Genomic DNA, 8,935 nt, shown 5'->3' on the forward strand with positions numbered 1-8,935 from the left:
CCGAGGTGATGTCGTGCGTGCCAGGCGCCGAGTCGATACGACCGACGCGAGAACCTGTTGCCGGCGCACTCCTCCTCGCCCTCGATCGCGAGGGCTCACCGTATGACGTCAGCCGCGTGGACGCGACGCTGCCGGGGGCGCACCTTTACGGAACCGCGCCATCGGGAGGAGAGACCTGACCGAAGGTGCGCTAGGCAGCGATCGCCGTCATCGTCCACGCGACGACGCAGAGACCGAGAGTGGGGACATTCGTAAGTGGCGCGTGTCGCGCTCGTCCTCGGTGCGCTGCTGTTGCTCGCAGTGCGGTGCCTTCGCCCGCTGTAGTGCCTCTGGTGAGATCAGACGCTGGCGGCGAGCGTGCGCCCGCGGCGACGTGACAGCGCCGCGGCGGCGAGTCCCACGGTGAACGCAGCCACGAAGCTCGGCAGCGTCGCCACGATCCCCCAAGAAGGCGGATCGAGCCGTTGCACCTGCTCGACCCACCAGGTCGGTCCGGTCGGGGAGAGCCATTGGTATGTACCAAATCCTACGACCCACGCAGCGATCAGGCCCGGACGCCAGGCCGGTGCCCCGAAGACGTCGGTCGCCTTGTAGGAGCGGCCGGCGAGGAGCCAGTCGGCGAGGAGCACTGCGAACAGCGGCACGAAGAACGAGCCGAGCAGGAAGAGGAACGACTGGAAGCTCGTGAGCGAGAGCGCAAGCGCACCGATCGTGCCGACTGTTGTCGTCGCAACGATGAGAAGCTTCTGCGGCGCCGCCGGGAAGAGGTTCTGGAGGGAGACCGCGCCCGAATACGCATTGGCGAATGCCTCGTCCGTCTCGGCCACCGTGAGCACGAAGAGCGCGAGCAGTGCGACGATCCCGCCCGCCGCAACGGCCGCCGGCAGTGCGGCTGCATCGCCCACGCCGCGGGTCAGCAGGATCACGGCGCCGAGGCCGAGGAGGAGCACGTCGGGCAGGAGATAGCCGATGCCCGTTCCCCAGAAGGCGCCACGCTGCGTGCGAGCGAAGCGCGTGTAGTCGGCTGCAAGCGGCACCCATGAAACCGTGACCCCGACGACGATGTCGATCCCCTGCCAGGTCGAAAGGCCACCCTCGCCGGGTGCCGACCACGCCTCGGAGAGGCCGCCGCCACTGAGCGCCCACCAGATCAGGTACGCGATTGCAACGGGCACAACCCAGATCGCGACCTTTCGGAGCACCGTGCGAACGACGCCGATCGGGCCCGCGAGCCCCATTGCAAGAGCTGCGGCACCGAAGACGAGCGTCCACGCCCACCGGGCTTCGACTCCGAAGAGCTGGTCGGAGAGGGCCGCCGCAGCGGTTGCGATCACGAGCAGCTCGAACACGGTCCATCCGAGGCACTGGACGACGTTGATCGCGGTCGGGAGGTAGGAGCCTCGCGCTCCAAGCGGGGCGCGCATGAGCGTCATCGCAGGGACGCGGGCCTGCGCGCCGATCAGGCCGGCGACGGCGAGCATCAGGTTGCCGATCAGGCAGCCGATCGCGATCGCGACGAAAGCCGACGGAAGAGACAGCGCCGGAACGAGAATCGCACCCGCCACCACGACGAGGAGCGAGACACCGAGATTTCCCCAGAGGAGCGCAAGGTCGAAGCCGCCGAACACGCGCAGCCGCTCGGGGACGGGATCGATGCCCCAGGAAGTGTCGTTCTCGCTCACGCCGGAGTTGTATCGGCTACCGGAGCAGCCGGAGGGTGGGTCGTCGTGTCAGACGACGACGACGCGTCGGGAGAGCTTGGCCCACTTCGCATCTGCGGTGAGCACCACGCCTGCATCGAGTATGTCGCCGCTCGCGAGAACGAGGGCATCGGGAAGACCCAGACGGTGCTTTGCGCGGAGCTCGGCGGCACGACGGCCGATCTCTCGATCGACCGGGAGGATCCGGATCGGGAAGCTGTCGAGGAACCCGTCAACGGCTGCGACGTGGGACACCCCCCGCCGAGCCGGATCGACGATTGTCTCGGAGTAGGCACTCGCCGGCACCACGACGTCGTCCGCGGCGTGGTGCCGAAAGCCCTCTGTCGCCCGTGCGTGCAGCGCGTCGCCGGGATCGAGCAGTCCGATCAGCACGCTTGCATCGAGAATCGTTACTCCCACGCGCGCTTCCGCTCGGCCAGGAATCCTTCAACCCCACCAGGCCACGTGCCGCTGAGCTTCTGAGCGTAGCGCTCGATGAGGCTCTCCATTCGCTCGACCACGATTCGGCCCTCACCGTCGGCATAGACGGACACGACGTCGTCAGGGGCGATCCCCGCCTTTCTGAGCGCGTCGATCGGAATCGTCACCTGGTTCTTGCTCGTCACGCGCGTTCGCCCCTTCGCCATACCCTTACTGTAGGGCAAGGAAGTAAGGGAACGCGGTGTGGATGTCGCTTCGAGATGTCCCGGTGAGACCTGGCTCTACTCGGCCAGCAGGCGCCGCAGCACGTATGGGAGGATCCCGCCGTGGCGGACGTACTCGCGCTCGCGTGGTGTGTCGAGGCGGAGCGTGGCGCGGAACTCGACGCCGTCGGCACGCACCGTCACCACGCGTGCCTCGCCGTTCTCGACTCCGGTGACCGAGAACTCCTCGCGGCCGGTCAGTCCGAGCGAGGCGCGGTTCTCGCCGGGCAGGTACTGCAGCGGCAGGATTCCCATCATCAACAGGTTCGAGCGGTGGATCCGCTCATAGCTTTCGGCGATGACCGCTCTGACTCCGAGCAGATTCGGGCCTTTGGCGGCCCAGTCGCGTGACGAGCCCGATCCGTACTCCTTGCCTGCGAGCACGATCGTGGGGACGCCGTCTGCGAGATACCGCTGCGCCGCCTCGAAGATCGTCGTCTCGTCGCCGTCAGGGAGATGCGCTGTCCACGTTCCCTCCGACCCCGGGACGAGCTGGTTGCGCAGGCGGACGTTCGCGAACGTGCCGCGCACCATCACCTCGTGGTTGCCGCGGCGTGAGCCGTAGGAGTTGAAGTCGCCGCGCTCGACGCCGTGCCCTGTGAGGTAGTCGCCCGCGGGGGAGTCGAGCTTGATCGAGCCGGCGGGGGAGATGTGGTCGGTCGTGACAGAGTCGCCGATCGAGACGAGGCAGCGCGCGCCGCTGACATCCTCGATCGTTCCCGCGACTTCGGCCATGCCATCGAAGTACGGCGGCCGGCGCACGTACGTCGATGTGTCCTCCCAGTCGAACAACTCCCCGGTCGGAACGGGCAGCTCACGCCAGGCGTCCTCGCCCTCGTAGACATTCGCGTACGTCTGGAGGAACATGTCCCGCCCGATCGCGGCCTCGATCGTCTCCTGCACCTCGTCGGGCGAGGGCCAGAGATCAGCGAGATAGACGGGCGCGCCGTCTGGGTCGTGCCCGAGTGGCTCCGTCGTGATGTCGATGTCCATCCGTCCGGCGAGCGCATAGGCGACGACGAGCGGCGGCGAGGCAAGGTAGTTCGCCTTCACCTCGGGATGGATGCGCGCCTCGAAGTTGCGGTTGCCGGAGAGGACGGCGCAGGCGACGAGGTCGCCGCTCGTGACGGCTTCGGAGACCTCGGCCGGCAGCGGCCCCGAGTTGCCGATGCACGTCGTGCAGCCGTAGCCGACGGTGTTGAAGCCGAGTGCCTCGAGGTATGGCGTCAGGCCCGCCTTCTCGTAGTACTCGGTTACCACCTTCGAACCGGGCGCGAGGCTCGTCTTCACCCAAGGCTTGCGGGTCAATCGCCGCTCGACGGCCTTCTTCGCGAGCAGGCCGGCGCCGATCATCACGGCAGGATTGGACGTGTTCGTACAGGACGTGATCGCCGCGATCACGACGACACCGTGGTCGATCTCGACCCGCTCGCCGTCGAGCGTCAGCTCGACTCCCGTGTGGTCGGCGGTGGCAGTCAGAGCGGGCGCGTCGCTCGCGTCCATCGACTCCTCGCTCGCCTCGTCGACCCGGCCGTTGCCTTCGGTGACTCCGAACGAGGGCAGCGCTGCGGAGAAGGCGTTGCGCGCCTCGTGAAGCGGGATTCGGTCCTGCGGGCGTCGTGGCCCCGCGATGGACGGCTCCACGGTGGAGAGGTCGAGCTCGACGACCTGTGAGTACGTTGACTGCTCGTCGGGCGTGTGCCAGAGCCCGGTCTCCTTGCAGTAGGCCTCGACGAGGCTCACCTTCTCCTCGCTGCGGCCGGTCAGGCGCAGGTAGCGAAGCGTCTCGTCGTCGACCGGGAAGAAGCCGCACGTGGCACCGTACTCCGGGGACATGTTCCCGAGCGTCGCCCGGTCGGCGAGCGTCAACCCGGCGAGACCGTGACCGAAGTACTCGACGAACTTGCCGACAACGCCGGTCTGACGGAGGATCTGGGTGACCGTGAGCACGAGGTCGGTGGCCGTTGCACCTCGGGGCAGGGCGCCGTGGAGCCGGAACCCGACAACCTGCGGCACGAGCATCGAGATCGCCTCGCCGAGCATCGCCGCCTCGGCCTCGATCCCGCCGACGCCCCAGCCGAGCACGCCGAGCCCGTTGATCATCGTCGTGTGCGAGTCGGTTCCCACCACCGTGTCCGGGAACGCCTGTCCGTCGCGCTCCTCGACGACGCGGGCGAGGAACTCGAGGTTGACCTGGTGACAGATGCCGGTGTTCGGCGGGACGGCCTTGAAGTTCACGAAGGCTCCCTGGCCCCAACGGAGGAAGGCGTAGCGCTCGCGGTTACGGCTGAACTCGAGGGCGGAGTTGCGCTCGATCGAGAACCGCGTTGCGAAGTCGTCGACCTGCACGGAGTGGTCGATCACGAGCTCGACCGGGATCAATGGGTTGATCTTCTGCGGATCGCCGCCGAGGTCGGCCATCGCGGCGCGCATCGCGGCGAGGTCGACGACCGCGGGGACGCCCGTGAAGTCCTGCAGAAGGACGCGCGCAGGGTTGTACGAGATCTCCTGAGATGGCTCGGCCGATGCGTCCCACGCGGCGACCGCCTCGACGTCGCGCGCTGTGACCGTGACGCCGTCTTCGCGCCGCAGCACGTTCTCGAGCAGGATGCGGAGCGTGTAGGGGAGGCGGGCGACATCGTACCGGGTCTGCAACGCATCACCTCGGAAGATCTCGAGCTCACGACCGCCGATCGAGAGCGTGGAGCGCGCGCCGAAGGAGTCGGGGTGGGCCATGGTTCTGATTGTAGAGAGGAAGCGGTCTCGCCTCCCCGAAGGCGTCTCAGGCCACGCTGCTGACCGTCAGCACGACGTTGCCGGTCTTCTCACCGGTCTCGACATACCGGGTCGCCTCGACCACCTCTTCGAGCGGATAGGTGCGATCGATCACTGCGCGATACTTCCCCTCCTCGATCAGCTCCTTCACGTGGAGGACGTCTTCCTTCGAGTAGACGGGAATCGGGAGGATCACCGTCCGGTCGCCGATCCAACGGGTGCCGAGGATCAGGAAGGGGACGTGCCACATGAACCCGAGGTCGGTTTCGAGGAACGTCCCACCCTCGTTCAATGACCAACGACAGCGGCGGAACGAATGCTTGCCGACCGCATCGAAGACCACGTCGTACGTCTGGCCGTTCTTCGTGAAGTCCTCGGTGAGGTAGTCGATCACCTCGTCGGCGCCGAGTGAGCGCACGAGGTCGAGGTTCTGCGTGTTGCCGACAGCCGTCACATGAGCGCCAGTCGCCTTCGCGAGTTGTACTGCCGCCGTCCCGATCGCTCCGGTCGCGCCGTAGACGAGGATCGTCGTGCCCTCGCGCAGGTCGACCTTCTTCAGGCACGCTCGGGCGATGCTGGCCCCGTCGCAGGTTGCCGCGGCCTCCTCGAAGGTCATACCGGGTGGCTTGTGGGCGATCGCGCCGCTCTCGGGCACGCAGACGAACTCGGCATTCGAGCCTCCCCGGAAGCCGAAGACCTCGTCTCCGACGGCGAACCCGGTGACGCTCGAGCCGACCTCCTCCACCACGCCGGCAAACTCCGTGCCGACGATCCTGCGCCTGGGGCGTCGGAGCCCGGTGAACGCACGGCTGAAGAACGGGCTCGCGGAGCGGAACCCGCAGTCCGAGCGAGTGACGGTCGAGGCGCGCACGGCGACGAGGACCTCGTCGGCCGTCGGAACGGGACGCGCGACCTCCTCGATGTGCAGGACATCGGGCGGCCCGTACTCGTCGGCGACCACAGCTCTCATGTGTTTACGTCCTCTCGTCTCGTTGCGTGCGATGAATGGGACCGCCGTGGCGCCAGGCTCTCCCCGGTCGATAGAGCTCCGCAGGCCTGCCGCCGGCCGAGCCGGGCTTTGCGCGACGTCCTGTCGGGACGACCCAGCCCTCTTCGGCGACGATGCTGCGCCGGAAGTTCGCTGCGTCGAGCTGGACGTCCCAGACGGCCTCGTACACCGACCGCAGCTCGGCCAGAGTGAACGTCGAGCCGACGAACGCGGTCGCGATCCCGGTGATCTCGAGTTCGACGCGGACGCGCTCGATCGCGTCCTGCAGGATCCGGAGATGATCGAAGGCGAGCTCGATCTTGCCGCTCAGGAGATCGGCGACCGGAAGGAGTGACGCGGCCGCCGCGTCCGACCCTCCCGTAACGTTCTTCACGTCGCGGAGCACGGCGAGGTATGCGACCGTGACGACGTTCATTCGCGGATCACGCCCGGGGTCGCCGTACGCACCGAACTGGGTGAGGAGGCTCGCTGCATCGACGCCCGTCTCTTCCTGCAGCTCCCGTCGAGCAGCGGCATCCAACGTCTCGGTGGGGCGCTTGAAGCCGCCGGGGATCGCCCACATCCCCTCGAACGGCGCCTCACCTCTGCAGACGAGGAGGGCCTGGAGGAGGCCCTCGGCCATCGTGAGGATCACGACGTCGACGGTGACGGCGAACGCCGGGAAGTCCGATGGGTCGTAGTTCTGTGCCGCGCTGCCATCTCTAGTTTTAGTCATGAGGACTATTACCGTACCAGTACGAGTGCTTCTAGCGCAAGCTCACTCGATGTGATCGAAGTAGGTCGAGGCTGCGCGGCGGTAGCCGCGGAGATCCGCGTTGTCGACGACGACCTTGCCGAGGAGCTCGAACGCCTCTCGCTCCCGACCCCCACTCCACAGTGCGAGCGTCAGGAAAACGCGGAGCGCGTCGTCGTCCGGATACTCGGCAGTCGCCTTGCGCAGCACGGAGATCGCGTCGGCGTGCCGCAGCATGTTTCTATAGCTCGACCCCAGTCCGAGCAAAGCCTGCTGGCGCCACGGATCGCCAAGACCGAGCTCGAGCGCCTCGAGGTAACAAGGGATCGCCTCCTCCTCGCGGCCGGCGCGATCGTGGTCGCACGCCTCGTCGAAGCGCTGGCGGGCGAGCTCCTTCACGAGGTGCTGCCGCCGCGCAGCTTGTCGACGCCACGCTCCGTCAAGGTCGCCTTCGTGGGATCGAAGTGGCGAGCGATCGCGGAGCCGTACGGGCGCGAGACCCGAGCGGCGTAGGCGCCGAAGCCTTCGGTGCGAAGTGGAGCGAGGTCCTCGTTGTAGGGGTCGAGGACGTGCTGGCGACCGACGTGTCTGGCCGAGTTGAAGAATGCGATCCCAACGCCGGTCGAGACCTCGAGCAGGGTTTGCCGTTCGCGTACGGCCTCCGCGCGTAGTCCGTCGAAGAGCGACGCCATCTCGGTGGGCGAGGGAAGGCCGCTCGCATCGTTGCGCAGATCGGAGAGCGAGCGACGAAGCGCTGCAAGCTCGAGCGGTGGAATGTCGATCAGGCGTGCAGCCGTCCCCGTTCCACCGGCGAGCGCAGCGAGGAGCTCGTCGACCGAGCGGAGGTGGGCCTCCTCGGTGAGCACGCCGGCGATCTTCAGCTCACGAACGAACGCGTCGAGGTACGTCCGCGTGCCATTCGTGACATCGGCTCCGGCCGCGAGAAGCCAGAGTGGTGAGAAGCCGAACGCCGCGATCGAACCGATTTCGACGACGTTGCCCGCTCCCTTGCGCACCATCAGCCTCGTCGCATCCGGCTCGTACTCGTCGACGACGCCGGCGGACGCCGCAACGCCGCCGACGACCTCGATCGCGACACGGAGGAGATTCTTCGCTGTCGCCTCGTACAGACGCGAGCGGCGGACGAGACGAGGGAGAACCACCTCCGCGGTCTCGTGCACGCCGCCCCCGACGAGCGCGAAGACGGACCGTACGGCGCGCTCGGGAAGCGACAGAAGGAAGGCAATCCGGCCGGCCATCGTTAGCATCATTGCCGATGGCTGCAAATACGATCCTCGCGCTGCTCGATCAGGCCTTCCCGGGAGGGGAGGTTTCGGTCGAGGATCGCACTGGCGGCGGCGACCACTTTCAGGTCACCGTCACCTCGGAGAGGTTCAACGGCCTGTCGTTGATCGAGCAGCACAAACTCGTCAACGCCACGCTCGCCGCCCCGCTCGCCGACGGCACCATCCATGAGCTTCGCATTCGAACGAAGGGAACCGCATGAGCACGCTGCAGGATCAGATCAAGCAGGTCATCGATACCGAGCCCGTCACCGTCTTCATCAAGGGAACCCCCGAGGCACCCGCCTGTGGTAACTCGATGCGCGCGATGCAGGCGCTGTGGCAGGCCGGCGCGCCGATCGTTGCCGTCGACGTCCTGCCCGATCCGCGCATCCGGCAGGAGCTGACCTCGCTCACCGAGTGGCCGACGATCCCGCAGGTGTTCGTGAAGGGCGAGCTGATCGGGGGCGCCGACATCACCGAGGAGATGCACGCCTCCGGTGAGCTCAAGGAGAAGATCGACGAGGCGCTCGGCGAACACACGCAGTTCGTGCGCACGGTCGAGCTCGCGCTCGACGAGTAGGGCGGGACAGGTCCCGCCCCTACGGTTGGCCAATGGCCCGGGGTCGGGTTCAGGCGTCGCCGCGCGGGGCACTTGACCCCGGCGACCAGTGCCGGAAGGCGCTCTCGACATGCTCGCGCATCAACTCGGCGGCACGGTCGGCGTCGCC

At 67.4% G+C, this 8,935-nt stretch carries 10 protein-coding genes; 2 read left to right on the forward strand and 8 right to left on the reverse strand.

What is annotated here, in order from left to right:
• Positions 1-338: 338 nt before the first annotated feature.
• The 8 genes from ABIR74_RS10140 to ABIR74_RS10175 all read right to left on the reverse strand — a co-directional run bounded on the left by ABIR74_RS10140 (position 339) and on the right by ABIR74_RS10175 (position 8,180).
• A complete protein-coding gene (locus tag ABIR74_RS10140; RefSeq protein WP_348177675.1) occupies positions 339-1,682 on the reverse strand; it encodes a cytosine permease in 1,344 nt (447 codons plus the stop codon).
• A gap of 48 nt (positions 1,683-1,730) precedes the next feature.
• Positions 1,731-2,120 (reverse strand): PIN domain-containing protein, encoded by a 390-nt coding sequence (locus ABIR74_RS10145; RefSeq protein WP_348177677.1) that lies wholly within the window; start codon positions 2,118-2,120, stop codon positions 1,731-1,733.
• Positions 2,111-2,347, reverse strand: coding sequence for an AbrB/MazE/SpoVT family DNA-binding domain-containing protein (locus ABIR74_RS10150; RefSeq protein WP_348177679.1), 237 nt, complete (start codon positions 2,345-2,347; stop codon positions 2,111-2,113). Before ABIR74_RS10150 ends, ABIR74_RS10145 begins: the two co-directional genes overlap by 10 nt.
• Before the next feature lie 75 nt (positions 2,348-2,422).
• Entirely contained in the window at positions 2,423-5,140 is a 2,718-nt protein-coding gene (acnA, locus tag ABIR74_RS10155) for an aconitate hydratase AcnA (protein ID WP_348177681.1), read from the reverse strand.
• A 46-nt stretch (positions 5,141-5,186) separates the two neighbouring features.
• The gene (locus tag ABIR74_RS10160; RefSeq protein WP_348177683.1) at positions 5,187-6,149 is read right to left on the reverse strand and encodes an NAD(P)-dependent alcohol dehydrogenase; all 963 of its coding nucleotides are present in this window, start codon (positions 6,147-6,149) and stop codon (positions 5,187-5,189) included.
• Between the two features lie 4 nt (positions 6,150-6,153).
• A complete protein-coding gene (locus ABIR74_RS10165; protein ID WP_348177685.1) occupies positions 6,154-6,903 on the reverse strand; it encodes an NUDIX domain-containing protein in 750 nt (249 codons plus the stop codon).
• A gap of 42 nt (positions 6,904-6,945) precedes the next feature.
• The gene (locus ABIR74_RS10170; RefSeq protein ID WP_348177687.1) at positions 6,946-7,320 is read right to left on the reverse strand and encodes a tetratricopeptide repeat protein; all 375 of its coding nucleotides are present in this window, start codon (positions 7,318-7,320) and stop codon (positions 6,946-6,948) included.
• The gene (locus tag ABIR74_RS10175) at positions 7,317-8,180 is read right to left on the reverse strand and encodes a hypothetical protein (protein WP_348177689.1); all 864 of its coding nucleotides are present in this window, start codon (positions 8,178-8,180) and stop codon (positions 7,317-7,319) included. The genes ABIR74_RS10170 and ABIR74_RS10175 overlap by 4 nt, the downstream gene beginning before the upstream one ends.
• 17 nt (positions 8,181-8,197) lie before the next feature.
• Between ABIR74_RS10175 and ABIR74_RS10180 the strand changes: the two genes are divergently transcribed.
• Positions 8,198-8,428 (forward strand): BolA/IbaG family iron-sulfur metabolism protein, encoded by a 231-nt coding sequence (locus ABIR74_RS10180; protein WP_348177691.1) that lies wholly within the window; start codon positions 8,198-8,200, stop codon positions 8,426-8,428.
• Entirely contained in the window at positions 8,425-8,787 is a 363-nt protein-coding gene (locus ABIR74_RS10185) for a glutaredoxin family protein (protein ID WP_348177693.1), read from the forward strand. The genes ABIR74_RS10180 and ABIR74_RS10185 overlap by 4 nt, the downstream gene beginning before the upstream one ends.
• The last annotated feature ends 148 nt before the right edge of the window (positions 8,788-8,935 follow it).

This window comes from Gaiella sp., from assembly GCF_039915195.1.
Taxonomy (GTDB): domain Bacteria; phylum Actinomycetota; class Thermoleophilia; order Gaiellales; family Gaiellaceae; genus Gaiella.

What these genes read in the sequence shown, in the direction of transcription:
- ABIR74_RS10150 (WP_348177679.1), bottom strand. Translation starts at nt 2,347, where the DNA reads ATGGCGAAGGGGCGAACGCGCGTGACGAGCAAGAACCAGGTGACGATT.
- acnA (WP_348177681.1), bottom strand. Translation starts at nt 5,140, where the DNA reads ATGGCCCACCCCGACTCCTTCGGCGCGCGCTCCACGCTCTCGATCGGC.
- ABIR74_RS10185 (WP_348177693.1), top strand. Translation starts at nt 8,425, where the DNA reads ATGAGCACGCTGCAGGATCAGATCAAGCAGGTCATCGATACCGAGCCC.
- ABIR74_RS10165 (WP_348177685.1), bottom strand. Translation starts at nt 6,903, where the DNA reads ATGACTAAAACTAGAGATGGCAGCGCGGCACAGAACTACGACCCATCG.
- ABIR74_RS10180 (WP_348177691.1), top strand. Translation starts at nt 8,198, where the DNA reads ATGGCTGCAAATACGATCCTCGCGCTGCTCGATCAGGCCTTCCCGGGA.
- ABIR74_RS10175 (WP_348177689.1), bottom strand. Translation starts at nt 8,180, where the DNA reads ATGGCCGGCCGGATTGCCTTCCTTCTGTCGCTTCCCGAGCGCGCCGTA.
- ABIR74_RS10160 (WP_348177683.1), bottom strand. Translation starts at nt 6,149, where the DNA reads ATGAGAGCTGTGGTCGCCGACGAGTACGGGCCGCCCGATGTCCTGCAC.